The following is a 24,694-nucleotide window of genomic DNA, read 5'->3' on the forward strand; positions in this document are numbered from 1 at the left end:
GACACGGGCACGGACACGGGCCGGGGCGCGGCTTACGGGCGTGGATCCGGACCCGGCCGCGGGTGCGGGCAGGCGGGCGGCCGGGCGGCCGGACCGTGCTCCGGCCGCGCCGACGGCTCGCGCGCGGCGCCTGCGGCGCTCGTGGCCCACGCGGCGCTCGTGGCCCACGCGGCGCCCGCGGCTCACGCGGTGGGGAAGACCCACGGGTTGGGCAGGCACTTGATTCCGTCGATGTCCAGTGTCTTGGTCTGCTGCTGCATCACCGGGGCGAGCGCGCCGGGGGTGCGGCAGCTCTCGTGGTTGCGTCCGAGCCGGTGGCCGACCTCGTGGTTGATGAGCATCTGCCGGTAGCTGTGCATCGACTTGGCGCCGAAGGTCTTGGCGCCCTGGGCCCAGCGGAAGGCGTTGATCATGACCCGGTCGGTGGCGGCGGAGTCGCAGGAGACGTTGTCGACCGTGGTGTCAAGACCGGACTTCTGGCACCAGACACCGGTGGTGCCTGGACTGGCCAGCGTGATCACGAAGTCGGGCCGGCCACTGGAGATCCGCTCGAAGGTCATGGCGCCGTTGTGCGCCCAACTCCGGTTGTCGTTCAGGGTTTTCTGGACGGCGTCGGCGAACAGCCCGCCGTCGAGGCCGAGTCCGTTCTCGATGTCCACGCGGTAGCGGAACTTCTGCCCCTTGCCCGGCGCCCGGTCCAGTCCGGGGACGGCGGTGAACTCGCCGGAGGCGGTCAGGTCCGGGGCGAGTGTGAACTGCCGGGTCATCAGCTGCGCGTAGGTGGGCGCGGCGGGGGCGGCGGCGCCCGCGCTCCCGTTGGGCGTCGGCACGCTCCTGCCGTCGGAGCGCGAGGCGTCCGCGCTCCGGTCCGTACGGTCGGCCCCGTCGGCCGCCCTGGCTCCGGTCGGCTCCGCGCCGCCGTCGGTCACCTGTCCGGCCACGACGACGGCGAGGACGGTGGTGACCGCGGCGGCGGCGATCCCGGTGAAGGCGCGCCCCTTGCCGTTCTTGGCGGGGTCGCGCGGGCCGGGGACCTCGGGGCCGGGGCCCGTACCGTCGCCGCCGGTTCCCGCGCCGTCCCGCTCACGGCCCGCGTCCTGTTCCTGCCCGGCGCGGTCGTCGGTCGCGCGGTCGTCGGTCCCTCGGTCGTCGGCGGTGGTGCCGGGGGCCGGTGCCGTGGGGAGCCGGTCCGCCGGGCCCGGTCGGCTGAGGGTCCTGGCGCGCGGCGCCTCGAACGTCTCCATGGCGTCGAACGCGTCGATGAACTCGCGGCGCGGACCGGGGACCGTAGGCCCCCCGGCCGTGCCCGGTTCGCGGCCCTCAGGACCGCCGCGCGGGGCGCGGCGCGGCGCGGCGGCGGTGCCGGGGGCGGCGCCCCGGCCCTGGAGCGGGGCGCGCGCGGGGTCGCCCTGCCAGTCGCCGTAGCGCTGGGTGGAGCCCCAACCGCCCCCGGGCTCACGCTGTTCGGGATGGCCGCCGCGCACCCGCGGCATGCCGTGCGCGGGCGTCTCGTACGGCGGCGGGACATGGCCGTCCACGCCGGGTACCGCGGGACCGCGCCGACGCCTGCCGTTGCCGGTGCCCGCCTCCTGGCCGCCGCCCGGGGCGCCGCGTCCGGCGTCCGGTGCGCTCGGAACGCCCTGGGACGCGGGACCTTTGCGGCTGTGTCTTCCCACGCCCCGGATCAGCTCCTGCCGTCTTCGACTACGTCGTGTTCTCGCGTGACTTCTGCGGCACGCGCGTCGTTCGCTTCTCGTCCGTCGTCCTCCGCGCGCGCGTCTTCGTACGCACCGATGAGGTCCCGGCCGGCCCGAGCGACCTCTCCCGGGTACTCCATCATGGCGACATGGCCGGCGTCGGGCAGCGTAAGGAGCCGGGAATCACGGAAAGCCGCCGACGCCCTGCGCGCCATACGGTACGAAACCAGCTGATCCCGCCCGCCGTAGACGAGCAGGGTCGGCGCGAGCACGCGCTCGGCGCGCCGCCACAGTCCGTGCTGGCCGCCGAGCGTGTACGCGTTGACGATACCGCGCGTCGAGCCCGTCATCGCCTGCCAGAAATGCGGGAGTTGGAGCCTGCGCTCCAGCTCCGCCACCGCGCCGCGCAGCTCCTCCTCGTCGATGTTCGCGGGGTCCCCGTAGGTCAGGGACATCGCGCCCAGGGTGCGCCGCCGCGCCGTCCACTCCCTGGTGACCCGGCTGAACAGGGAGGCGAGTCCCGGCACCGCGATCAGAGCCGTGGGCACCGCCGTGCGCTGCACCCGGATCTCCGGGAGCGCCGGTGAGATCAGCGTCAGGGTGCGCACCAGGTCGGGCCGGGCGGCGGCGATCTGGGTGGCCACGGCGCCGCCGAGCGAGTTGCCGAACAGATGCACGGGGCCGCGCCCGCCCGCGTCCAGCAGCCGGACGACGGCGCGGGCGTGGGCGGTGACCGAGTAGTTCCCGTCGCACGGCGGCGCCGAGTCCCCGAAGCCGGGCAGATCGACGGCCGCGCCGTCGACGACGTCCTCCAACAGCGGCATCAGCGCCGACCAGTTCCGCGAGGAGCCGCCCAACCCGTGCACATACAGCGCGGGCGGCGCCCCGACCCGGGTCGCGGGCCGTGACCGTACGTTCAGCGTGAGCCCCGCCAGCTCGACGCGGGAGAGCCTCTCCCCTGGCGCGGCCCGCACGGGGCTCGCCTTCGGAGCCACCGCGGCGGCGATGGTTTCCGGCAGCTCGGTCGAAGACATGCGGGCAATGTTACGAGACGATCACGCCCGGATTCACGTGTTCGCGCTCACAGGCCGCACGGCGCGGCCCCCGGTGGCTCCCGGGCCTCTCGTCCGGATCGTTCCGGGCGTCGCGGGCCAGGCGGGATCCGTCGGACAGCGCTTAGGCTCGGAGATGAGGAAAGGGGGACGGCATGGCGGTCGATCCCACAGACCCCGACACCTTCGCGCCGGACGACGAGGACGCCGAGAACACCGACCCGTCCGGACACTCCGCCGAGGTCCCCGAGGCCGACGCGGCCGAGCAGCGGCGGGAGGTACGGCAGCACGGCGACGACCCCCTCACCCACGTCGACCAGGACGCGGCGAGCGAGGGCGACGTGGCGGAGCAGGCGCGCACCGCCGGGAACGACGAGGACGACTACCGGCCGTAGCCGGGAGCGCGGCCCCGGCACGGCCTGTGGGCACCCGCGCGCCCGGACGCGTCGCGGTCCGAGGTTTGGCCCGAACTTCCGAAAGGGCGGGCTCCGTGAAATTCTGCGTCCGCACGACGCGCCGTGTCGTTACCCAAAAGTACGATGGCGGAGTGGCGCATCGCGCGCACCGGAACGATTTTTGGGAGGCGGCGTGACAGCCATAGAGCAGACCGAGGCGGCCCGCCCGCGAGGCACCCGCCTGCCGCGCCGCGCCCGACGCAACCAGTTGCTGGGCGCGGCGCAGGAAGTATTCGTCGCGCAGGGCTACCACGCGGCCGCGATGGACGACATCGCCGAGCGGGCGGGCGTCAGCAAGCCCGTCCTCTACCAGCACTTCCCCGGCAAGCTCGAGCTGTATCTCGCCCTGCTCGACCAGCACTGCGAGTCGCTGCTCCAGGCGGTCCGCACGGCGCTCGCGTCCACGACGGACAACAAGCTGCGCGTCGAGGCGACGATGGACGCCTACTTCGCGTACGTGGAGGACGAGGGCGGCGCGTTCCGGCTGGTCTTCGAGTCGGACCTGACGAACGAGCCGGCGGTGCGCGAGCGCGTCGACCGGGTCGCCCTGCAGTGCGCGGAGGCGATCTCCGACGTGATCGCGGAGGACACCGGGCTCTCCAAGGAGGAGTCCATGCTGCTGGCCGTGGGGCTCGGCGGGGTCTCCCAGGTGGTCGCGCGGTATTGGCTTTCCAGCTCGTCGGCCATCCCCCGCGAGCAGGCCGTCCGGCTGCTCACCTCACTGGCCTGGCGCGGCATCGCCGGGTTCCCCCTGCACGGCACCGATCCGCACTGACCGGGCCGGCGGCCGACCCTCCGGGGGGCGTGTTCGCTGCGGGCGTGGGCCGCGGCGTCTTCCGGATGGCCCCTGCGGGCTAATGTGTGCGGAGTACGGCGCGGCTGATCGCGCAACGCAGACCGTTCGGAGGGACATAGCCGTGGAGGTCAAGATCGGCGTGCAGCACACGCCCCGCGAGATCGTTCTGGAGAGCGGGCAGTCCGCCCAGGAGGTCGAGCGAGCCGTGGCCGACGCGCTGGCCGGCAAGGCGCAGCTGCTCAGCCTCACGGACGACAAGGGGCGCAAGGTGCTCGTACCGGCCGAGCGGATCGCTTACGTGGAAATCGGCGAGCCGGCGGCCCGACGGGTCGGATTCGGCGCGCTGTGCGCGGTGGCGGCGGGCCGGGCGGGGGGTACGGCGCGGTTCCGCTCTGCGCGTAGCCGGGGCCGGGAGAGGGCCCGGAAGGGTTGCGATACGGACACCGCGGGTAGTCACGTGCTGGGCGCGACAGCCCGCACCGCAGTGCCACCCCCGGCGTCGTGAGGTGATCAGCAGTGATCCTGGAAATCCTCGGATCGGTCCTGCTCGGACTGGGTCTCTCCTGGGCCGCGGCCCACCGGTTCTCCCACCGTCTTCCGGCGCACCGGACCGTCTACACGGCGGGTCCGCTCGGTGCGCTCTTCGGCGCGTATCTGACCCATGCGACGCTCGGTTCCGGCCATGTGCTGGCCGCGCTGGCCGGCGCCCTGCTGGTCGGGGCGGTGCTGCTCTCGCTGCTGCTGCGCCCGACCGCGCACCGGCTGTACCGGGCCATGCCGTGACGCCGTCATGACGCCATGCCCCGATGCCCCGATGCCCCGATGACCCCATGATGCCGCGAACGCCTCGAACGCCGACGGGCCCCTGATCGTGGGGCCCGTCGCGTACGTCCGCTCCGTACGGCCGCTCCGTACGGCCGCTCCGTACATCCGTCCCGTACATACGTTCTACGGGCGTCGTCCCGGACGTCTGTTCCTCCGTACGTCCGTGCCGCCGTCCGCGCCGGTCAGGCGGCGAGGCCGAGCGCGGCCATCCGCTTGGTGTGCGCCTCGGTGATCCGGGAGAACATCCGTCCGACCTCCGCCAGGTCGAACCCGTCCGCGACCCCGCCCACCAGCATCGTGGAGAGCGCGTCCCGGTCGGCCACCACGCGCTGCGCCTGCGAGAGCGCCTCGCCCATCAGGCGGCGCGCCCAGAGCGCGAGCCGGCCGCCGAGGCGCGGGTCCGCCTCGATCGCGGCGCGCACGTTCTCGACGGCGAAGTTGCCGTGGCCGGTGTCGTCCAGCACCGCCAGCACCAGCGCGCGGGTGTCCTCGTCCAGCCGGGCCGCCACCTCACGGTAGAAGTCGCTGGCGATCGAGTCCCCGACATACGCCTTGACCAGGCCCTCCAGCCAGTCGGACGGCGCGGTCAGCCGGTGGAAGTCGTCCAGGGCCTTGCCGAAGGGCTCCATGGCACCGGTCGGGTCGGCGTCGATGGCCAGCAGTCGGTCGCTCAAACGTTCGAAGTGGTGGAATTCGGCGGCGGCCATCCGCGCCAGGGCGGCCTTGTCCCCCACCGTCGGCGCGAGCTTGGCGTCCTCGGCGAGCCGCTCGAAGGCCGCCAGCTCTCCGTAGGCGAGGGCTCCCAGCAGGTCCACGACGGCGGCGCGGTACTGCGGCTCGGCCGATGCCGTGTCCCAGTCCTGGGCGGCGATTCCGGTGGGCTGCTCGGCTGCGGGTGCGGGCTCGGTGGCGTTGTCGGGCGTCTCCATGCTGCGCACAATAGCCCGCTCTTCGCGGGGTGTAAGGGCCTGGTCAGACACCTCTGTCACACCCTTCCACCGATTTCGCCCAACACACATGCGCGATTCCGGGGTACAGTGATAATGCGCCTGCCGACTTTTCGGCGGGCCATCGCATGTGTAGGACAGTGTTTGACCAGTGTTTGAACGAGGTTGTCGCCTCGTACAGGCCCCATGAGGATGCCCGGTCGGTGGCCCGATCGGCTCCGACCCCGACCGCCCTCCGCGCGGACCGTGCGCACAGCTGCGTACGACTCGCAGATGAGGGGCCCCCTCAGCGGCACGAGCGCTCGAGCGACGGCAGTGGTCCCGCGCCATCCGGCCAATCCACGGCCGGCCGAGTACCCAGGTGCGGTACGACCCCCAGCGTTCGCCTCGCGTCGCGTCTCACAGAAGAGGCAGCACCCTGACTACGACTTTCCGAGAACTCGGAATCCTCCCCGAGACAGCCGAGGCGCTTGAAGCCGTCGGCATCCTGTCTCCGTTCCCCATCCAAGAGATGACCCTGCCGGTCGCCCTGTCCGGCAAGGACGTCATCGGCCAGGCCAAGACCGGCACGGGCAAGACGCTCGGCTTCGGCCTGCCGCTCCTGGAGCGCGTCACCGTCCCCGCCGATGTCGAGGCGGGCCGGGCAGTGCCCGAGCAGCTCACCAACGCCCCGCAGGCCCTCGTGGTCGTCCCGACCCGCGAGCTGTGCCAGCAGGTCACCAACGACCTGCTGACGGCGGGCAAGGTGCGCAATGTGCGCGTCCTCGCGATCTACGGCGGCCGGGCCTACGAGCCCCAGGTCGAGGCCCTCAAGAAGGGCGTGGATGTGATAGTCGGCACCCCGGGCCGGCTGCTCGACCTCGCGGGCCAGAAGAAGCTCGACCTCTCGCATGTGCGCGGACTGGTCCTCGACGAGGCCGACGAGATGCTGGACCTGGGCTTCCTGCCCGACGTCGAGCGGATCATCCAGCTGCTGCCGGCCAAGCGCCAGACGATGCTGTTCTCGGCGACCATGCCGGGCGCGGTCATCGGCCTGGCCCGCCGCTACATGTCGCAGCCCACGCACATCAGCGCGACGTCGCCCGACGACGAGGGCGCCACCGTCGCCAACACCACGCAGCGCGTCTACCGGGCGCACTCCATGGACAAGCCGGAGCTGGTCGCGCGGATCCTCCAGGCCGAGGGCCGCGGACTCGCGATGATCTTCTGCCGTACGAAGCGCACGGCGGCCGACATCGCCGACCAGCTCGCCCAGCGCGGCTTCGCCTCCGGCGCCGTCCACGGCGACCTGGGCCAGGGCGCCCGCGAGCAGGCGCTGCGCGCCTTCCGCAACGGCAAGGTGGACGTGCTCGTCTGCACGGACGTCGCCGCGCGCGGCATCGACGTCGAGGGTGTGACGCACGTCATCAACTACCAGTCGCCCGAGGAGGAGAAGACCTACCTCCACCGCATCGGCCGCACCGGCCGGGCGGGCGCGTCCGGTACGGCGGTCACGCTGGTCGACTGGGACGACATCCCGCGCTGGCAGCTGATCAACAAGGCGCTGGACCTCGGCTTCCCCGATCCGCCCGAGACGTACTCCACCTCCGCGCACCTCTTCGAGGAGCTGAACATCCCGGCCGGTACGAAGGGCGTTCTGCCGCGTGCCGAGCGCACCCGCGCCGGGCTCTCGGCCGAGCAGGTCGAGGACCTGGGCGAGACGGGCGGCCGCGGCCGCAAGTCCGCCGCCGCCTCGCCGGCCCCCGCCGTACGCGAGGAGCGCCCCGCGCGCACCCCGCGCCAGCGCCGCCGCACCCGCGGCGGAGCCACGCTGGACGCGACGGCAGCCGCTCAGCCCCCCGTAGCGGCTCCCGCGAAGGCGGCGGCTCCCGCAAAGGCGCGGGTGGCCGCCGAGGCACCGGTGGCCGAGCCCGAGCCGCAGTTCCAGACGGCCGTGCCCATGGACCTGCCGGATCCCGAGCCGCGCACCCCGCGCCGTCGTCGGCGCACCCGCGCCGCCGTGGTCGAGCTGCCGCAGCCCGTCGCGGAGCCCGCGCCCGTGGAACCGGCGGCCGAGGCGGAGGCCACCAAGCCGCGCCGCCGCCGCGCCCGCGCCGTGAAGCCCGCCGTCGAGGTGGCCGAGAGCGCCGCCGCCGAGGCCCCCGAGGCCCCGGCCGAGGAGCCCAAGCCGCGCCGCCGCACCCGCGTCACCAAGCCCAAGGCCGACGCGGTCGCCGCGCCGGAGGCCGCATCGGCCGAGCCGACGGACGGCGAGGCCCCGGCGAAGCCGCGCCGCCGCCGCGCCCGGACGACGACGACCGCGGCGTCCGAGCAGGACTGACCGCACGGCACGGCACCGCACCACACGCCGATGGCCCGACTCCCCCGCACCGGGGGTGCCGGGCCATCGGCCTACCCGGGTGCGGGCCCGCGCGGCACGTCGTTAGCCTCGTCGTATGAGCAGGCCGCCGACCTTCACCCCGCCGCCCTGCGCGCGTGCGCGCACCCTCTCGACCCGCCGCGGGCGCTTCGCCGTCCTGGACGGGGAGCCCGACGGGGAGCCCCGGGGCACGGTGCTGATGCTGCCCGGGTTCACCGGCAGCAAGGAGGACTTCATCGCGCTGCTGGAGCCGACGACGGCGGCCGGTTACCGCGCCGTCGCCGTGGACGGCCGCGGCCAGTACGAGACGGACGGCCCGGACACCGAAGAGGCTTACGCCCAAGGCGAGTTGGCGGCCGATGTGCTGGCGCAGGCCGAGGCGCTGGGCACGTCCGTACATCTGCTCGGGCACTCGCTCGGCGGGCAGATCGCCCGCGCCGCCGTGCTGGTCGACAACAGTCCGTTCGACACGCTGACGCTGATGTCCTCGGGTCCCGCGCAGGTCACGGAGGAGCAGCGCGAGCGGGTGCGGCTGCTGAGCGACGCGCTCACGGCGATGTCGATGGAGCAGCTCTGGAACCTCATGCGCTCGATGGACACGCCGGAGGAGACCCCCGTCGACGGCGCCGAGCTGCGGACGCGCTGGCTGCGCACCCGACCGGCCCAGCTGATAGCGACCGGCCGACAGCTGAGGCAGGAGCCCGACCGGGTGGCGGAGCTGGCGGCCGTGCGGCGGCTGCCCACGCATGTGATCTCCGGGGAGAGCGACGACACCTGGCCGGTACCCCTGCTCGACGCGATGGCCGAGCGGCTGGGGGCCCGCAGGACGGTGATCGCGGGCGCGCAGCACTCGCCGAACACCGACCGCCCGTGCGAGACCGCCACCGCGCTGACGGAGTTCTGGGACGCCCACGCCTCGTACTGAGCCCACCGAGCACCGACCTGCCCGCCGAACGCTGGCCTACCGAGCATCTGCTGCCTGCCGAGCCCGGAGGCGTCAGTACTGCGTCTGGAGGTGCTGCCAGAAGCCGTCCCGCAGCGACCGGCGCAGCATGGCGTGGCCCCGTAGCGACCTCTGGAGGAGCCTCTCCGCCTCGATCAGCAGATCCTGGTCCACCGGGCCCGGCAGATACGGATGGCCCGGCAGCAGCTCCGCCATGGCCTCCCGCCCCCGCTCGGCCAGCCAGGTGGCGGCGATCTGCGCACCGACGAACCGGACCTGGTCACGGGAGGGCGGCGGATCGCCCTCGTGCTCGTACGTGGTGACCGGGCGCCGGGTGACGTAGGGCCGGCAGAACTCCAGGTCGAAGGTGCGCTGGCTGTCGACCTCCCAGAGCAGCGGCTCCGCCTGGTTGCGCCCCTCGCCCGCCTCGATGCCCCACAGGTGCACCCGGGCCCCGTACCCCTGCGCGGCCTCGACGGCGGAGACCAGGTCCTCGTCGCCGCCGACCAGCGCCGCGTCGCTGATGGCGCGGTGCCGGGCGAGCGATTCGAGATCCGTGCGGATGAGCGAGTCGACGCCCTTCTGCTGGTTGTTCGCGTTGAGGTTGCCGAGCCTGACCTTCACGTCGGGCAGCTCCGCGATGGACTGCTGCTCGGAGGTGTGGATCCGCCGCCTGGCGCCGTCGTACCAGTAGACGCGCAGAAGCCTGCTGTCCGCGAAGATGATGCGGGCCTTGTCGATGAACGCCTCGATGAGGCCCTCGGCGTCCAGATCGAAGGCGCGCCGGTCCTCGGTGCCCGCCACCAGCAATCCAGCGGCAGCATAGACGTAACCGGCGTCGACGAAGATGGCATGCGTGGACGGGGTCTTGGCGACCTCGGCGAGCACGCGCTGGAGCAGCCCGTTGGCGCGCTCCAGCCGGTCGCCGATCTCGGTGAGGTCCAGGACGCCGTACGGGATGCCCTCGGGCATGTCGTATGGGTGGATTTCTGCCTCGTTCATACGGGGTTCATTCTCCGTGACCGACACCTTACCCGGCAGTAGTTACCCATTCAAAAATTTCCTTAGGGTAGGGAATGTTTGCAGAGAGCAACACGTTGCACATTGATGTACCCAGCGACGGAATTTTCCGTCATCCATAGTTCTCCAGCAGGAGGATCAGGCGAAGGGAGAAGCCTTGCGCTTCGAAATCATGCGACTCGACGACGTCGACGGCTCAGCCGTCGACAGCACCGTCGTGGACGCCGCCTCCGTCAACCGGATCGTGCAGCAGGCCGCCGCGATGGGCCAGCGCATCTATATCCGACCGGCCGAATCCTCGGCCTCGTAACCGCTTCCCCATCGTTCACCCTTGTTCATACGAGTGACGAAGCGCCCCTGTACAGATCACCCGTACGGGGGCGCTGCCCGTTGTCAGGCGTTCTGGACCACCTGCGTCACGCCATTGATGATCTGCTGCACGGCAATGGCCGAAAGCATCATTCCGGCGAGCCGGGTCACCAGCACCACACCGCCGTCCTTGATCACCCGGATGATCAGCAGCGAGTAGCGCATCGTCAGCCAGAGCACGACGTGCATGGCCGCGATCGCCGCCCACACCGAGAGCTGCCCGGTGGCGCTGTCGGCGTGCTGGACGGCGAGGATGACGGAGACGATCGCACCGGGCCCCGCCAGCAGCGGCATGCCCAGCGGTACGAGCGCCACGTTGACGTCCTTGGTCTGCTGCGGCTCGTCCGTCTTTCCCGTCAGCAGATCCAGCGCGATGAGCAGCAGGAGCAGCCCTCCGGCGATCATCAGGGCCGGTACGGAGACGTGGAGATAGTCCAGGATCTGCTGACCGAGCAGCCCGAAGACGGCGATGACCCCGAAGGCCACGGCGACCGCCTGCCAGGCCATGGCGCGCTGGACCTTGGCGGGCCGTCCCGAGGTGAGGGCGAGGAAGATCGGGGTGATCCCGGGCGGGTCCATGATCACAAAAAGGGTGAGAAAGAGGGATCCGAAAACAGCGAAGTCGAACACAGGTAAGGGCCTTGCGAGAAGTGAGCGGAAAGGGAAGGAGGAGAACAGAGTCAGGGAGCCGACCGGGCGGAGTTCCGGTCGTCGACCGGCCCGGGACGGCAGACCCCAGAACCCAGGCCCCAGCCGGTGGCCATGGCCATGGTCATGGTCATGGTCAGGTCGCGGGTCACGGACCGGAGCCACCGACCGGGGTCACGGCCCCGGTGCCGGCGGGAGGGTCAGCCGCGTCCGCCGGAGCCCGGCACCGGGAAGGCGCCGGAGGCACGCCGGGTGATCTCGCCGTAGATCTCCGGGTCGGTGGTGCAGGCGCCCAGTTCCACGAATTTGCGGCTGCCGTGGTAGTCGCTCGAACCGGTGGTCAGCAGCCCCAGTTCGGCGGCCACCGCGCGCAGCCTGGCGCGGGTGGGTCCCTCGTGGTCCATGTGGTCCACCTCGATGCCGTCGAGCCCGGCGGCGGCGAGCTTCGCGAAGGCGGACTCGGGGACGACCCGGCCGCGCTTGACGGCCTGGGGGTGGGCGAGGACGGTGACGCCCCCGGCCGCCTTGACCAGGCGGATGGCCTCGAAGGGATCGAGTTCGTACTTCTCGGCGTAGGCGCGTCCGCCGTCGCCGAGCCATTCGGCGGTGAACGCGTCGGAGACGGTCTCGACGACGCCGAGTTCGACGAGGGCGGTGGCGATGTGCGGGCGGCCGAGCGAGGCGTCGCCCGCGATGCGCGCCACCTGCTCCCAGGTGATCGGCACGCCCAGTTCCCGCAGGCTGCCGACCATGGCCCGTGCGCGCGGGACGCGGTCGTCGCGCACCAGCTCGCGCGCGGCCAGGAACTCCGGCTCGGCCGCGTCGAAGAGGTACGCGAGCATGTGCAGGCCGACGCCGTCGAGGCGGCAGGAGAGTTCGGCGCCCGTGACGAGGGTGAGCGGCTTGGCCGCGTCCTTCGCGGCGGTGAGCGCGGCGATGGCCTCGGCGTGGCCCCGGGTCGAGTCGTGGTCGGTGAGGGCGACGACGTCGAGCCCGGCGCGCGCGGCGTTGCGGATCAGCTCGGCCGGGGTGTCCGTACCGTCCGAGGCCGTGGAGTGGGTGTGCAGATCGATGCGCACGACGCGGACTCCGGGGGCTCGGGGCGGACGGGGGAACGCCCAAGGATAACCGCCCCCGGCAGCGGCTCTCAGTGCGGCAGCCTGGGCGAGAGGGCGCCGCAGGGCAGCAGCTCGACCTCAGGACCCACGTCCCGCAGGTCGGTCAGGACGAGTTCGTCGTAGAGCAGCAGTCCTGACTGTTCGGGCCAGACGATCGCCCACAGCCACAGCCCCAGGGCCTCGCCCGCGAACACCGCGCGGTCCTGGGGGGCTTCGGGGATGTGCCAGAGCGGGGTGGGGCGGCCGGCCGCGAGGAGTTTGGTCTGTGGCGGTTTGTCGACACAGATGGCGGGCCCGGGGTCGGGCCCCTCGATGCCCGCGTAGCGCGCGCCCAGGCCGACGCCCAGCTCCTCGGCGACGAGCAGCAGCTCCCCCGTACCGCCGAGCGGCCCGGGGCCCGAGCAGGCGACGGCGGTGGCACGGCCGCCGCTGCGGTCGTCGCCCGCGTACGCGACGCCGGTGAACAGCCAGCCGACGGGCAGCGGCCAGGGCATCCAGACGGGCACCCGGGCGCGGTGCACGACGACTCCGAGGGCCTCGACGCTGGGCGGTATCACCGGCTGCAGCGGATGGACGACGCCGTGCGCGTCGCACTGCCAGGAGTCGGCGAAGAGACCGGGCGCCCTGAGCCGGCCACCGCACTTCGGGCAACTGGGTTGGCCCCTCATAGCGCCCAACGGTCCTCTCCGTCCCGCGCCGCGTCAAGGACGATCACCCGTCCGAGCCGGGCCGTGACGGAGCGAGGTAGGTGCATATTGCACTTATTAGCTTCCCTAACTTAATATGTGTCCATCGCATCGACATACGGCTCCACCGGAGAGAGAAGGCGCCCCATGCGCGGCAGCGAGAGCGGCAGCGGAACGGATCCGTTCGACGACGAGCCGGGCGCCGGGCGCGCGGGCGGGGCGGGCGCGCTGCCGCGTCAGCCGAAGGCCGTCTGGGCCACGGCGGGCGCCTCCGTGGTGGCCTTCATGGGCATCGGGCTCGTGGACCCGATCCTGCCGTCCATCGCCAAGGGGCTCGACGCGACCCCGAGCCAGGTCTCGCTGCTGTTCACCTCGTACTTCCTCATCACCGCCTTCGCCATGCTCCTGACGGGATGGGTCTCCAGCCGCATCGGCGGACGCAAGACCCTGCTGCTGGGCCTGGCGCTCGTGGTCGTCTTCGCCGCCCTGTCCGGCACCTCGTCGTCGGTGGGCGAGCTGGTCGGCTTCCGGGCCGGCTGGGGTCTGGGCAACGCCCTGTTCGTCTCGACGGCGCTCGCCGTCATCGTCGGCGCCGCGGCCGGGGGCAGCGCCACCGCGATCCTGCTGTACGAGTCGGCGCTCGGCCTCGGCATGGCCTGCGGGCCGCTGCTCGGCGCGCTGCTCGGCAACGCGAGCTGGCGCTACCCGTTCTTCGGCACGGCGGCCCTGATGGCGACCGGCTTCGTCTGCGTCACCGCGTTCCTCAAGGAGCAGCCGCGGCCCGCCGCGAAGACCTCGCTGCTCGATCCGCTGCGGGCGCTGGGCCACGGCGGACTCGCGTCGGTCGCCGCCTCGGCGTTCTTCTACAACTACGCGTTCTTCACCGTGCTGGCCTTCACCCCCTTCGTACTGGACATGACGCCCTACCGGTCGGGTGCGGTCTTCTTCGCCTGGGGCCTGCTGCTCGCGGCCTTCTCCGTGCTGGTCGCGCCCAGGCTCCAGGCGCGCTTCGGCTCGCTCAGGGTGCTGGGCGGCTCGCTGCTGCTGCTCGCCGCCGACCTGCTGGTCATCGGGTACGGGAGCCACGGAACGGCCGTCGCGGGCACGATCGTCTCCGGCGCGTTCATCGGCCTGAACAACACCGTCTTCACCGAGCTGGCGCTCGGCGTCTCGGACGCGCCCCGGCCGGTGGCGAGCGCGGGCTACAACTTCGTACGGTGGTTCGCCGCGGCGGCGGCGCCCTTCCTCGCCCCGAAGATCGAGGAGTGGACGAATGTCCATGTCCCGTTCGTGGTCGCGGCGGGCGCGGCGGTCGTGGGCGCGGCCGTCGTCGGACTCAGGCGCGGCGCGCTGACCCACGAGGCGGCGCGGCTGCGACCGGCCCACCGGAGCGAGGACGGCGTCGCGGTCTTCGCGGACTGACGCGCCGACGGTCGCGGCGGACCGGCCGGGCGGCGGCGGCCGACCGACCGACCGACCGGTGAGTCAGTCGGTCAGCGGTCAGCGGTCAGCGGTCAGCGGTCAGCGGTCAGTCCAGCGTCACCGAACGGCGCAGCGGGTCGCGCAGATCCGTACCGTGCGTGAGCCAGCGCTCCTCCAACTCCCGCGCCCCCCTGACCCGTTTCCACGCGGCCTCGTTGGGCGTCATCGGCAGCAGCGGCAGAAACCGTACGGGCTCCAGCGGCGCCGCCAGCTCCAGGTCCGCGACCAGCCCGCCCGGCTCCCCCACCAGGACCGAGCTGAAGGGCGCGCCCGGCCACAGGGGTGCGCCGAGGTCCAGCGAGTTGCCGGGCGCCACGATCACGCCCTCGACCTGCGGGGAAGCGGCCAGCACCGCCAGCGGGCGCAGCACCTGGTCGGTGTCGGCCGCCCCGGCGCGCAGGGAGAGGACCAGCTCGGCCCGGGGGCCGCTTTCCGCGTCGGTCACCAGCGCCGACGGATCGGTCATCGGCCGTCCCGACATCCCCAGGGTGGCGTAGCGCACCACGCCCGAGCCGCCCTCCGTGTCCCGGAACCGCAGGACCTCGTAGCGGTCCGTGCCCAGGAAGGTCACCGCGGCCCGCGCGTCGGGCTCGCCCAGGGCGGTACGGAGCCGGGCCTCGGTCAGCACGAGAATTTCTTCCATCCGGGGAGCATAGATCGCTTGCGCTCGGGGCATAGCTACACGTTGGCCCGCGGTCAGCTGATAGTCTTGGCCGCTGGTCGGGACAGCACGCTGAAGCGTCGCTTTCCAGTCCCGACGCACGTCATCCCCCACGGGGGACCGGCCGGAGGAGGTGGGGCTGCGGTGGATCGAAGTCACCCGGCCAGTACCAACCGCTCTTCCGCCCGCACCGTCTCCCGGTGATCCGGCACCCAGCCCGGTAGGGCCGGCAGCCTCGCGCACGACGGAAGAGCACTTTTCACCCGCCGGTGCAATTGCCTGTCTGTAGCGAACAGCCGTCCCCCGCGAGCCCCGCGGTGCCGCCCGCTTTGCGGACGTACGCATCACGTCCCCATTCCGGGCTGTGCCACGCACGCTCGCCGACGGCCTCTCCGTGAAGGAGCCCGCCATGTCGATGATTCGTGACCTTCGCGCAGCGGTCCGCCCGTCCCTGCGCAAGAACCGCCCCGGGCACAGCAAGTACGACACGTACGACGCCACCCGCGACCCGTCCGCGTCGAGCGCGGTCGTGGACTGCGCCGTCTACCGCGACGGCCGCCGGGTGGTGAGCGCCCCCTGTGTCACCCCGCACGAGGCGATGCTGCGGGTGCGCGAGAGCGGGGGCTTCGCCTGGATCGGTCTGCACGAGCCGACCGAGGAGGAATTCGCCGGTATCGCGGCCGAGTTCGGGCTGCACCCGCTGGCCGTGGAGGACGCGGTCCACGCGCACCAGCGGCCCAAGCTGGAGCGGTACGACGACACGCTGTTCACCGTCTTCAAGACCATCCACTACGTCGAGCACACCCAACTCACCGCGACGAGCGAGGTGGTCGAGACCGGCGAGGTGATGTGCTTCACCGGCCGGGACTTCGTCATCACCGTCCGGCACGGCGGCAGGGGCTCGCTGCGCACGCTGCGCCACCGGCTGGAGGGTGACGCCGAGCTGCTCGCCAAGGGGCCATCGGCGGTGCTGCACTCGATCGCCGACCATGTGGTGGACGGGTACATCGCGGTGGCCGACGCGGTGCAGGACGACATCGACGAGGTCGAGATCGATGTGTTCTCCGAGCCCGCCAAGGGCAGCACCCGCGGCTCGGACGCGGGCCGGATCTACCAGCTCAAGCGGGAGGTCCTGGAGTTCAAGCGGGCCGCCTCGCCGCTGCTGCGGCCGATGCAGCTGCTCAGCGAGCGGCCGATGCGGCTGATCGACCCGGACATCCAGAAGTACTTCCGCGACGTGGCGGACCATCTGGCCCGGGTGCACGAACAGGTCGTCGGATTCGACGAGTTGCTGAACTCGATCCTCCAGGCCAACCTGGCCCAGGCGACCGTGGCGCAGAACGAGGACATGCGCAAGATCACCTCCTGGGCGGCGATCATCGCCGTGCCGACGGCGGTCTGCGGGATCTACGGCATGAACTTCGAGCACATGCCCGAACTGGAGTGGAAGTACGGCTATCCGCTGGTCCTGGCCGCGATCGCCAGCATCTGTCTCACCATTCACCGCATGCTCAAGCGCAACGGCTGGCTCTGAGCACCGGCTCCCGGGACGCGGCCGGGGAAGAGGCCGACCGGCAAGGAGAAGCGTGAAGCGTGTGAAGCCGCGCGTGCTGCGCAGACCGAGCATCCGGTACGCCACCCTGACGGCCTGCTGCGCGGGTTGCGTGGCGCTTCCGGTGTTCTGGTTCAGCTCCCGCTCGTACGACTCCCCGGGCGATCTGCTCATGGTCTGCTCGGTCCTGCTCGCCCTCTGCTGGCTGGTGTTCCGGATCGGCCGGGCCCGGGTGGAGATCCATGACGGCGGGCTGCTGCTGGTGGGGACGCTGGGCCGGGACTGGATTCCCTGGGGCGCGTATCTGATGGTCGACACCGAGGGCGGGCTCACCGTGCGGGCGCGCGGCGAACGGAGTTACGCCGTCGCCGCGTTCGGCGGCTCGCTGATCGAGGAGATGCTCGCCGCGCGCGGCCGGAGCGGGACCGTCCGGGCGGCCGAGGCGATCAGGGCCGCTTCCCGGGACATGTCCGCCGAGGCGCGGCGGGACCGGGAAGTGGTCTCACGGCGGTGGGAGGTGATCCCGGCCGATCTGCTGCTCCTCCAGGTGGTCGTGGCGCTCGCGCTGACCCTGTCCGGGACCGTCCCGGGGTGAGCGGGTGGGGTGCGCGCCCGGTGCTCCGCGCGGACGCTGGATAAGCTGCGGGCATGACACAACCACCGCTCGGCCCCGCGCTCGTCGAGGAGGCCACCAAGAAGTCCGGCCTCGTGTGGGTACGGGGCTCCGGCCCCGACCGCGCGCTGTGGCACGTGTGGCACGAGGGCGCGGCGGTGCTGGTCGGGGACGGTCCGGGGGAGCAGCCGCTGCCGGGGCTCGTGGCCGGTGCCACCGCCGAGGTGACCGTACGCAGCAAGGACAAGGGCGGCCGGCTGGTGGCCTGGAGCGCGGCCGTCGAGGAGCTGGCGCCGCACTCGCCGGAGTGGGAGGCGGCCGTCGCCGAGCTGAAGGGCAAGCGGCTCAACGCGCCGGACGCGGAGGTCATGACGGAGCGCTGGGCACGGGAGTGCCGGGTGCTGCGGCTGGTGCCGGGGGACTCGACGACGGAGCTGCCGAGCGGCTCGCTGGCGGCCACCCCGCTGCCGACCGCCGCGACGACGCGTGAGCCCGTGAGGACCCCGCTGCGGCGCCTGCTGTTCAAGCGCGGCAGGTAGGGCTCCGGCGGCCCTGGGCCGCCGCCCCGTGAGGGCGTGGCAGGCGACAGGGCCCCCGTCACTCGCCGGTCTTGGGCAGTCGGCTGCCGTAGTCGACGGTCTGGCCCTTGGACGGGGCCGCCAGCTCGAAGTCCTTGCCCCAGTCGGCGAGGGTGAGCGTCCCCCCGTTGCCCGCGCGCTGCAGCCGTACGGGGTACGGCGTGCCCTCCAGCGAGACGTCCAGCGTGCCGCCGTCCCCCTCGCTGCCGCTGATCTTGATGGTCCGTACGCCGCCGATGCGGTCGCGGTCGCCCTTGTTCAACTCGCCGTGCAGCGACAGGATCCCGCCGAGCAGCACGTTCATGTCCGTGAAGCCGGTGAGCTGCTTGTACGCCGGGTCCTCCTCCGGCACCTTCACGTACTTGTCGCCGAGCTTGCCCGCCGCCTCGGAGTCCGAGGTGCCGGGCGCCGTGGTCGCCTTGTCGTCGGCGTGGCTCCAGAACCCGGCGTCGGCCTTCAGATAGAGCGCGTCCTCGATCCGCAGCAGCTGGAAGGTGCTGTTCTTCGAGACGACGGAGCCGAGCGCGCCGTTCTCCTTGAGCCGCATGTTCAGCTTGTACGCCTCGCCGCCGCTGACCAGCGTCCCGGAGAGCCGTACCGCTCCCGCCGTGCCCGCCGCCGCGCGCGCCTTCTTGTCGATCTCGGCGGCCGTGAGCTTGCCGACCCCGTTCGTCCCCTCGTCCGGATCCTCGCCGCACGCCGTGAGCACCACGGCCAGCCCCAGACAGAACGCGACGGGGAGAACGGCCCGGCGGGCCCGGTCCGACGATGGGAGAACGGTCACAGACGCACTGCCTCTCATACGCTGCTGGGGGGTGGCAGACCGCAGCGTACCCGGGCGGCGGGCAGCTCTCGACGCGGAGCCCGGGGACGCCGCGCGGACGGATCCGTCACGGCGGGCCACAGTGACTCGGGCTAGCCTGAACCCGTAATCACGCTGGATACAAGGACAATCAACGACAAGAAGGAGGCGCTCGGCGATGGCGGCAGGTACGCCCCGGGTCTTCGTCTCCCATCTGGTCGGCGTCCCGGTCTTCGACCCCAACGGCGACCAGATGGGCCGGGTCCGCGATCTCGTCGCGATGCTGCGCGTCACCGGCCGGCCGCCGAGGCTGCTCGGCCTGGTCGTCGAGATGGTGAGCCGACGCCGGATCTTCCTCCCGATCACCCGGGTCACCGGCATCGAGTCGGGCCAGGTCATCACCACCGGGGTACTGAACGTACGGCGCTTCGAGCAGCGCCCGACCGAGCGCCTCGTCCTCGGTGAGCTGCTCGACCGGCGGGTGCGGCTGACGGAGGACGACGAGGAGGTCACCGTCCTCGATGTCGCCATCCACCAGCTGCCCGCCCGCCGCGACTGGGAGATCGACAAGGTCTTCGTGGAGCGCGGCAGGAAGAGCGGCGCGCTGCGCAGGCGCGGCGAGACGCTGACCGTCCCGTGGTCCGCCGTCACCGGTTTCTCGCTGGAGGAGGAGGGGCAGGGCGCGGAGCGGCTCGTCGCCTCCTTCGAGCGGCTGCGTCCGGTCGATCTCGCCAATGTGCTGCACCATCTGACGCCCAAGCGGCGCGCCGAGGTGGCGGCGGCCCTGGACGACGACCGGCTCGCCGACGTCCTGGAGGAGCTGCCGGACGACGACCAGGTGGAGATCCTCGGCAAGCTCCAGGAGGAGCGCGCGGCGGACGTCCTGGAGGCCATGGACCCGGACGACGCGGCCGATCTCCTCTCCGAGCTGCCCGAGGCGGACAAGGAGCGGCTGCTGACGCTGATGCGTCCCGACGACGCGGCCGACGTCCGGCGGCTGATGTCGTACGAGGAGCGCACGGCCGGTGGTCTGATGACGACCGATCCGATCGTGCTGCGCCCGGACGCGACCGTGGCCGACGCGCTGGCCCGGGTGCGGCGCCAGGACCTCTCCCCCGCGCTCGCCGCGCAGGTCTACGTGTGCCGGCCGCCCGACGAGACGCCGACGGGCAAGTACCTGGGCACCGTGCACTTCCAGCGGCTGCTGCGGGATCCGCCGTACACGCTGGTCAGTTCGATCGTGGACAGCGATCTGCCGCCGCTCGCGCCGGACACCCCGCTGTCCGCCGTGACCAGCCATCTCGCCGCCTACAACATGGTCTCGGCGCCGGTCGTGGACGAGACGGGGGCGCTGCTGGGCGCGGTGACGGTCGACGACGTGCTCGACCATCTGCTGCCGGACGACTGGCGCGAGACCGGATACGCGGGCGACGACGGGACAGAAGAGACGGAAGCGACGTACGAAACGGACGAGGCGGAAGAGGCGGACCGTGATGCCTGAGCGTCCGGAGCGGGAGGGCGGCGCGGGCCGGGAGCGGATGAAGGCCGCCTCGGGGACCGGCGCGACGGCCCTGCCGCACAGCGCCCGGGTCCGGCTCGACCAGCCGCGCGCGCGGCGGAGCAGGCTCCTGCCGGAGCTGCCCGAATACGACCCGGAGGCGTTCGGGCGGCTCTCGGAGCGGGTGGCCAGGTTCCTGGGGACGGGCCGCTTCATCGTCTGGATGACGCTGGTCATCGTGGTCTGGCTGGCGTGGAACATCCTCGTCCCCGTCGAGCTGCGCTTCGACCCGTATCCGTTCATCTTCCTGACGCTCGTGCTCTCGCTCCAGGCGTCGTACGCCGCCCCGCTGATCCTGCTGGCGCAGAACCGGCAGGACGACCGGGACCGGGTCACCCACGAGCAGGAGCGCAAGCAGAACGAGCGGTCGATCGCGGACACCGAGTATCTGACCCGGGAGATCGCGGCGCTGCGGATGGGGCTCGGCGAGGTCGCCACGCGCGACTGGATCCGCTCGGAGCTTCAGGACCTGGTGCGGGAGATGGCCGAACGGCGTCCGGCGGACGGACCGGGGCCCGGGGGCGGCGGCGGGCAGGGGTCGGCGGAAGGCGACCGCTAGGGTCTTTCGTTTGGATCAGGCCGGATGAGGGAGCCCGGCATGATCCAAACGAGAGGCCCCAGGGGCTTTCGTGAGGCGGTGCCGACGGCCGTACCATCTCCGTATGGCTACCGACACGTACGGAACCGCCGCCCCCGCGGAAGACGCGGTACGCGCTGCGCTGGCGACGGTGAACGACCCCGAGATCCACCGGCCGATCACCGATCTCGGCATGGTCAAATCGGTGGAGATCGGCGCGGACGGCGCGGTGGCCGTCACGGTCTATCTGACGGTGTCGGGCTGCCCGATGCGGGACACCATCACGCGTAACGTGACCGACGCGGTCGCCGCCGTGGCCGGGGTGACCCGGGTCGACGTGACGCTGGACGTGATGGGCGACGAGCAGCGGCGCGAGCTGGCCGCCTCCCTGCGCGGCGGCACGGCGGAGCGCGAGGTGCCGTTCGCGCGGCCGGGGTCGCTGACCCGGGTGTACGCGGTGGCGTCCGGCAAGGGCGGCGTCGGGAAGTCGTCGGTGACGGTCAACCTGGCGGCGGCCATGGCGGCGGACGGGCTGAAGGTCGGGGTCGTCGACGCCGACATCTACGGGCACAGCGTGCCGCGCATGCTCGGCGCCGACGGGACACCCACCCAGGTCGAGAACATGATCATGCCGCCGTCGGCGCACGGCGTGAAGGTGATCTCCATCGGCATGTTCACCCCGGGCAACACCCCGGTGGTGTGGCGCGGCCCGATGCTGCACCGCGCGCTCCAGCAGTTCCTGGCGGACGTCTTCTGGGGCGATCTGGACGTGCTGCTGCTGGACCTGCCGCCGGGGACGGGCGACATCGCGATCTCGGTGGCCCAGCTCGTACCGAACGCCGAGATCCTGGTGGTCACCACCCCGCAGCAGGCCGCGGCCGAGGTGGCGGAGCGGGCCGGCTCGATCGCCGTGCAGACCCACCAGAAGATCGTCGGTGTGGTCGAGAACATGTCGGGGCTGCCGTGCCCGCACTGCGACGAGATGATCGACGTCTTCGGCACCGGCGGCGGCAGACTGGTCGCCGAGGGGCTGACCCGCACGACCGGCGCCGAGGTGCCGGTGCTGGGCGCCATCCCGATCGACGTGCGGCTGCGCGAGGGCGGCGACTCGGGCAAGCCGATCGTGCTCTCCGACCCGGACTCGCCGGCCGCCACCGCGCTGCGCGGGATCGCGGACAAGCTGGGCGGGCGGCAGCGCGGCCTGTCGGGCATGTCGCTGGGGATCACCCCGCGCAACAAGTTCTGAGCGCGGTACGGCGCCCGGCGGGCGCCGTACGGACGGATCGGGGGCCGACCGGGCGGTCGGCCCCGGCGTCGGCTCAGGCGTACGAGTTGATGTCCTCGATCACCGAGAACCCCAGGCCGTAGGCGCTCATCCCGCGCCCGTACGCGCCCAGGTGCACCTGGCCGGCCGTCGAGCCGGCGAGCACCCAGCCGAACTCGGACTCGCGGTAGTGGAAGGGCGTGGGCACCCCGTCCACCGGCAGCGAGAGCGCCGACCAGGCCGCCCCGGTCAGATCGTCGGCCAGCTCGAAGGCGGCCTCCGTCTGCTGCTTCAGCCAGTCGTCGCGCAGCGCGTGGTCCAGCAGCGCGGGCCAGGTCGAGGCGAGCAGCCCCGAACCGGCCAGCCACGCCGCCGAGGACGCCGTGGTGGCCTCCAGCTGGCCCGTACCGTCGCTGGTCCTGCGCACCGGGCTGGTCCCCACCGTGACGACGACCGCGAACCGTCCCTTGTCCGCGGCCGACGTGTCCGGTCTTATCGACGGCCCCTCACCATGGCCCGTGGCGCCGTGCTGCACCACTCCGTCGGAGTCGGCGCCGACCTGCATGAGCCAGCGCGGGCCCGTGAAGGCCTCGTCCAGTCCGTACCAGGGGAACGGGGCCCGCAGATAGCCGGCGACCGTACGCAGGGCCCCGGGGCCCTCCTCGGCCTTCGCCGGCTCGGCCGCGTCCCGCGCACCTTCCCGACTCGTCGTCTCCATCTGCCGGCGCCTCCTCGATCTCTCGTGTCCGAAGTGGCCCGCCCCCGACGGGCGTCTCACTGCCGGACAGATGGAGGATAGCCACCCGCTACCGACTCGTAGGGATTGGTCGTGCTCAGGTGGCGTCTGCGTCGAAGGGGGGCCGTTCGGGCTGAACGGGCTTTTCGGCCTTCTTGAGCAGGTCCGGAGTGGCCGCGGCGGCGGTCGTGGCGGCGCCGCCCGCTGCCTGGGCGCCCAGGGACTTGGTCATGGAAACCGGTGCGTCCGACACGGCGGTTCCACTCTCATGGCCGTTGACCGCGTCAACGACGTCGGTCACTTCCTTGCGGAGGTCGAAGCTGCTGCGGATCTCCTTCAGCCCCAGGTCGTCGTTCTCCATGAGCTGCTTGCGCACGAAGGTCTTGGGGTTGAGGTCCTCGAACTCGAAGTCCTTGAACTCCGGGCCCAGCTCCGAGCGGATGTCCTGCTTGGCGCTCTCGGAGAACTCGCGGACCTTCCGTATGAAGCGCGACACGTCCTGGATGACCTTGGGAAGCTTCTCCGGTCCGAAGACGATCACGGCGATCACCACGATCGTGACCACCTCAAGGGCGCCGATGTCACTGAACACTTTGCTGCTCCTTGTGTTCTCCGGGCCCGCGGCCCGGGGGACGCGGGTCGTCCTGGCCCGAGGTGAACCGGGCGGGTCGCGGTGGATCGGGGTCCGGGCCGCTCCACGGTACCTTCCTGGACTGTCGGGGCGGTACCTTCAGGTGGCCGTCAGGTGCCGTCCGCCGAGCCGAGCGTGAGCGAGACGGTCCGCTCCTTACCGGCACGCAGGAGGGTCAGCTCCAGCCGGTCGCCCGGTCGGTGGGCGCGGATCTTGACGATCAGCTCCTCGCCGCTGTGCACGCGCTGCCCGTCGACCTCGGTGATGACGTCCCCCGGCCGGATACCGGCCTTGTCGCCGGGGCCGCCGCCGGTCACCGCGGAGCCGCCGTCGGCCGCCTTCGCCCCGACCTTGGCGCCGTCGCCCGCGTACTCCATGTCGAGGCTGACGCCGATGACGGGATGGGTGGCCTTCCCGGTGTTGATCAGCTCCTCGGCGACGCGCTTGGCCTGGTTGATCGGTATGGCGAAGCCCAGGCCGATGGAGCCCGACTGGCCGCCGGTGACGCCGGAGCCGCTGTCGGCGGCGCGGATCGCGCTGTTGATCCCGATGACCCGGGCCCGGCCGTCGACCAGCGGGCCGCCCGAATTGCCGGGGTTGATCGGGGCGTCGGTCTGGAGGGCGTCGACGTAGCTGATGTCGCTGCCGTCGCCCTTCTCGCCGCCCGCGGTGATGGGGCGCTCCTTGGCGCTGATGATCCCGGACGTCACGGTGTTGGAGAGGTCGAAGGGGGCGCCGATGGCGACGACCGGGTCGCCGACGCGGACGTTGTCGGAGTTGCCCAGCGGGAGCGGCTTGAGCCCGGACACCCCGGAGACCTTGACCACGGCGAGGTCGTAGCCGCTGTCCTTGCCGACGAGCTTGGCGCGGGCGGTCTGGCCGCCGCTGAACGTGACCGATATCTCGCCGGAGGACGACGCGGGCTGGACGACGTGGTTGTTGGTCAGGATGTGGCCCTTCCCGTCGAGGACGAAGCCCGTGCCGGTGCCCTGCTCGCCGCTGCCGCTGACGTGGAGCGTGACGACGCCGGGCAGCGCGCTGGCGGCGATGCCCGCGACGCTCTCGGGCGCGCGGTCGGTGCTCTCCGGTCCGGCCTGCGGGAGTTCGATCCGGGTGAAGCCGCCGTTGCGTTCGATGTACGCGCCGACGGCGCCGCCGAGAACGCAGCCGGCGAAGGCCAGCAGGACGACGGCGGCCGTGCCGATACGCCGCCGCTTGCCGCCCGGCTCCCCGTACTGGGTGAACGGCTGCTGCCCCTGCCCGGGGGCGCTCCAGGGGTCGTACTGGCCCCACTGCGGGGACGGGGGCAGCAGCCGTTCACCCAG

At 72.1% G+C, this 24,694-nt stretch carries 25 protein-coding genes and 1 pseudogene; 14 read left to right on the top strand and 12 right to left on the bottom strand.

Annotated elements, in window-relative coordinates:
• Window positions 1–182 precede the first annotated feature (182 nt).
• Together DVH02_RS23145 and DVH02_RS23150 are read right to left on the bottom strand one after the other, a co-directional pair.
• Window positions 183–1,676, bottom strand: coding sequence for a DUF3152 domain-containing protein (locus DVH02_RS23145; RefSeq protein ID WP_199566389.1), 1,494 nt, complete (start codon window positions 1,674–1,676; stop codon window positions 183–185).
• 8 nt (window positions 1,677–1,684) lie between these two features.
• Window positions 1,685–2,731, bottom strand: a complete 1,047-nt coding sequence (locus DVH02_RS23150; RefSeq protein WP_114625748.1) for an alpha/beta fold hydrolase — start codon at window positions 2,729–2,731, stop codon at window positions 1,685–1,687.
• Between the two features lie 173 nt (window positions 2,732–2,904).
• On the opposite strand from DVH02_RS23150, the gene DVH02_RS23155 reads away from it, so the two are divergent.
• The 4 genes and pseudogenes from DVH02_RS23155 (at window position 2,905) to DVH02_RS23170 (ending at window position 4,783) form a co-directional block, all read left to right on the top strand.
• Window positions 2,905–3,144, top strand: coding sequence for a hypothetical protein (locus DVH02_RS23155; protein ID WP_114625749.1), 240 nt, complete (start codon window positions 2,905–2,907; stop codon window positions 3,142–3,144).
• A gap of 193 nt (window positions 3,145–3,337) precedes the next feature.
• On the top strand, window positions 3,338–3,979 hold the full coding sequence (locus DVH02_RS23160) for a TetR/AcrR family transcriptional regulator (RefSeq protein WP_114625750.1): 642 nt from the start codon (window positions 3,338–3,340) through the stop codon (window positions 3,977–3,979).
• A 142-nt stretch (window positions 3,980–4,121) separates the two neighbouring features.
• Window positions 4,122–4,346, top strand: a pseudogene (locus DVH02_RS36380) (DUF3107 domain-containing protein); the annotation flags it as partial.
• A 170-nt stretch (window positions 4,347–4,516) separates the two neighbouring features.
• The gene (locus DVH02_RS23170; protein WP_114625752.1) at window positions 4,517–4,783 is read left to right on the top strand and encodes a hypothetical protein; all 267 of its coding nucleotides are present in this window, start codon (window positions 4,517–4,519) and stop codon (window positions 4,781–4,783) included.
• Window positions 4,784–5,007: 224 nt separating this feature from the next.
• Here DVH02_RS23170 and DVH02_RS23175 read toward each other — a convergent pair whose 3' ends face one another.
• The gene (locus DVH02_RS23175) at window positions 5,008–5,754 is read right to left on the bottom strand and encodes a ferritin-like fold-containing protein (RefSeq protein WP_114625753.1); all 747 of its coding nucleotides are present in this window, start codon (window positions 5,752–5,754) and stop codon (window positions 5,008–5,010) included.
• 529 nt (window positions 5,755–6,283) lie between these two features.
• Here DVH02_RS23175 and DVH02_RS23180 point away from each other — a divergent pair.
• Both DVH02_RS23180 and DVH02_RS23185 read left to right on the top strand, forming a co-directional pair.
• On the top strand, window positions 6,284–8,092 hold the full coding sequence (locus tag DVH02_RS23180; protein ID WP_233518410.1) for a DEAD/DEAH box helicase: 1,809 nt from the start codon (window positions 6,284–6,286) through the stop codon (window positions 8,090–8,092).
• A gap of 115 nt (window positions 8,093–8,207) precedes the next feature.
• Entirely contained in the window at window positions 8,208–9,056 is an 849-nt protein-coding gene (locus tag DVH02_RS23185; RefSeq protein WP_114625755.1) for an alpha/beta fold hydrolase, read from the top strand.
• Between the two features lie 72 nt (window positions 9,057–9,128).
• On the opposite strand, the gene DVH02_RS23190 is transcribed toward DVH02_RS23185, so the two are convergent.
• Window positions 9,129–10,046, bottom strand: a complete 918-nt coding sequence (locus DVH02_RS23190; RefSeq protein WP_233518413.1) for an NYN domain-containing protein — start codon at window positions 10,044–10,046, stop codon at window positions 9,129–9,131.
• Between the two features lie 205 nt (window positions 10,047–10,251).
• Between DVH02_RS23190 and DVH02_RS35660 the strand changes: the two genes are divergently transcribed.
• Window positions 10,252–10,404, top strand: coding sequence for a hypothetical protein (locus DVH02_RS35660; protein WP_165840668.1), 153 nt, complete (start codon window positions 10,252–10,254; stop codon window positions 10,402–10,404).
• Between the two features lie 83 nt (window positions 10,405–10,487).
• Here DVH02_RS35660 and DVH02_RS23195 read toward each other — a convergent pair whose 3' ends face one another.
• The 3 genes from DVH02_RS23195 to DVH02_RS23205 all read right to left on the bottom strand — a co-directional run bounded on the left by DVH02_RS23195 (window position 10,488) and on the right by DVH02_RS23205 (window position 12,897).
• Window positions 10,488–11,093 (bottom strand): MarC family protein, encoded by a 606-nt coding sequence (locus DVH02_RS23195; RefSeq protein WP_114625756.1) that lies wholly within the window; start codon window positions 11,091–11,093, stop codon window positions 10,488–10,490.
• Window positions 11,094–11,311: 218 nt separating this feature from the next.
• Window positions 11,312–12,190, bottom strand: coding sequence for a PHP domain-containing protein (locus tag DVH02_RS23200; RefSeq protein ID WP_114625757.1), 879 nt, complete (start codon window positions 12,188–12,190; stop codon window positions 11,312–11,314).
• A gap of 68 nt (window positions 12,191–12,258) precedes the next feature.
• Window positions 12,259–12,897, bottom strand: coding sequence for a DUF6758 family protein (locus tag DVH02_RS23205; protein WP_114625758.1), 639 nt, complete (start codon window positions 12,895–12,897; stop codon window positions 12,259–12,261).
• Window positions 12,898–13,062: 165 nt separating this feature from the next.
• Here DVH02_RS23205 and DVH02_RS23210 point away from each other — a divergent pair, with 165 nt between their 5' ends.
• Window positions 13,063–14,337: an MFS transporter gene (locus DVH02_RS23210; protein ID WP_114625759.1), complete on the top strand. Its 1,275-nt coding sequence runs from the start codon at window positions 13,063–13,065 to the stop codon at window positions 14,335–14,337.
• A 106-nt stretch (window positions 14,338–14,443) separates the two neighbouring features.
• Here DVH02_RS23210 and DVH02_RS23215 read toward each other — a convergent pair whose 3' ends face one another.
• The gene (locus DVH02_RS23215; protein WP_114625760.1) at window positions 14,444–15,040 is read right to left on the bottom strand and encodes a suppressor of fused domain protein; all 597 of its coding nucleotides are present in this window, start codon (window positions 15,038–15,040) and stop codon (window positions 14,444–14,446) included.
• A gap of 427 nt (window positions 15,041–15,467) precedes the next feature.
• Between DVH02_RS23215 and DVH02_RS23220 the strand changes: the two genes are divergently transcribed.
• Genes DVH02_RS23220 through DVH02_RS23230 form a run of 3 tightly spaced genes read left to right on the top strand, consistent with a single transcriptional unit; the run spans window position 15,468 to window position 17,762 of the window.
• Entirely contained in the window at window positions 15,468–16,592 is a 1,125-nt protein-coding gene (locus tag DVH02_RS23220) for a magnesium and cobalt transport protein CorA (RefSeq protein WP_114625761.1), read from the top strand.
• A 52-nt stretch (window positions 16,593–16,644) separates the two neighbouring features.
• Window positions 16,645–17,205, top strand: coding sequence for a PH domain-containing protein (locus DVH02_RS23225; protein WP_147286109.1), 561 nt, complete (start codon window positions 16,645–16,647; stop codon window positions 17,203–17,205).
• Between the two features lie 53 nt (window positions 17,206–17,258).
• Window positions 17,259–17,762 carry a hypothetical protein gene (locus DVH02_RS23230; RefSeq protein WP_114625763.1) on the top strand — a complete coding sequence of 168 codons (504 nt, stop codon included), beginning with the start codon at window positions 17,259–17,261 and terminating at the stop codon, window positions 17,760–17,762.
• A gap of 58 nt (window positions 17,763–17,820) precedes the next feature.
• On the opposite strand, the gene DVH02_RS23235 is transcribed toward DVH02_RS23230, so the two are convergent.
• The gene (locus tag DVH02_RS23235) at window positions 17,821–18,585 is read right to left on the bottom strand and encodes a hypothetical protein (RefSeq protein WP_233518411.1); all 765 of its coding nucleotides are present in this window, start codon (window positions 18,583–18,585) and stop codon (window positions 17,821–17,823) included.
• A 196-nt stretch (window positions 18,586–18,781) separates the two neighbouring features.
• Between DVH02_RS23235 and DVH02_RS23240 the strand changes: the two genes are divergently transcribed.
• The 3 genes from DVH02_RS23240 (at window position 18,782) to DVH02_RS23250 (ending at window position 21,984) form a co-directional block, all read left to right on the top strand.
• A complete protein-coding gene (locus DVH02_RS23240; protein WP_233518412.1) occupies window positions 18,782–20,104 on the top strand; it encodes a magnesium transporter MgtE N-terminal domain-containing protein in 1,323 nt (440 codons plus the stop codon).
• A gap of 37 nt (window positions 20,105–20,141) precedes the next feature.
• Window positions 20,142–20,720: a DUF1003 domain-containing protein gene (locus DVH02_RS23245; RefSeq protein WP_233518414.1), complete on the top strand. Its 579-nt coding sequence runs from the start codon at window positions 20,142–20,144 to the stop codon at window positions 20,718–20,720.
• 103 nt (window positions 20,721–20,823) lie between these two features.
• Window positions 20,824–21,984 (top strand): Mrp/NBP35 family ATP-binding protein, encoded by a 1,161-nt coding sequence (locus DVH02_RS23250; RefSeq protein WP_114625766.1) that lies wholly within the window; start codon window positions 20,824–20,826, stop codon window positions 21,982–21,984.
• 73 nt (window positions 21,985–22,057) lie between these two features.
• On the opposite strand, the gene DVH02_RS23255 is transcribed toward DVH02_RS23250, so the two are convergent.
• The 3 genes from DVH02_RS23255 to DVH02_RS23265 form a co-directional block, all read right to left on the bottom strand.
• Window positions 22,058–22,720: a hypothetical protein gene (locus DVH02_RS23255; protein WP_114625767.1), complete on the bottom strand. Its 663-nt coding sequence runs from the start codon at window positions 22,718–22,720 to the stop codon at window positions 22,058–22,060.
• Between the two features lie 115 nt (window positions 22,721–22,835).
• Window positions 22,836–23,330, bottom strand: coding sequence for a sec-independent translocase (locus tag DVH02_RS23260; protein ID WP_114625768.1), 495 nt, complete (start codon window positions 23,328–23,330; stop codon window positions 22,836–22,838).
• Between the two features lie 149 nt (window positions 23,331–23,479).
• The coding region (locus DVH02_RS23265) for a S1C family serine protease (protein WP_114625769.1) at window positions 23,480–24,694 on the bottom strand (1,215 nt) is incomplete at its 5' end.

Source organism: Streptomyces corynorhini (assembly GCF_003346515.1).
In the GTDB taxonomy this organism is placed as follows: domain Bacteria; phylum Actinomycetota; class Actinomycetes; order Streptomycetales; family Streptomycetaceae; genus Streptomyces; species Streptomyces corynorhini.